The organism is Cobetia sp. SIMBA_158 (assembly GCF_046566945.1).
GTDB lineage: Bacteria > Pseudomonadota > Gammaproteobacteria > Pseudomonadales > Halomonadaceae > Cobetia > Cobetia amphilecti.
Map to the genome: position 1 here is coordinate 1 of NZ_JAWJYL010000415.1, position 269 is coordinate 269.

Sequence of the window (269 nt, forward strand, 5' to 3'; positions counted from 1 at the left end):
CGCGCTACACGCCGCGCGACTTTCTCGCGCTGCTGCGCCAGCATCGCGTGAAGTGGGACGAGAAGCACAAGGGCCAATTGTTCTGCGACCAGTCGAGCGAGGCGATCATCGACGTGCTGCGCGCCGAATGCGACGCCGGGCGCGTCGCGTGGCGCCGTCCGCTGCCGGTCGAACAGGTCGGCCACGCCGACGAAACCGGTTTCGTGCTCGGCACGCCGCAGGGCCAGATCAGGGCGAAGGCGCTCGTGATCGCCACGGGCGGCCTGTCG

General features: G+C 69.9%; 1 protein-coding gene. It reads left to right on the forward strand.

Features of this window, described 5'->3' with window-relative positions; genetic code table 11:
- The coding region (locus tag R2R70_RS20515; protein ID WP_410978981.1) for an NAD(P)/FAD-dependent oxidoreductase at positions 1-269 on the forward strand (269 nt) is incomplete at both ends.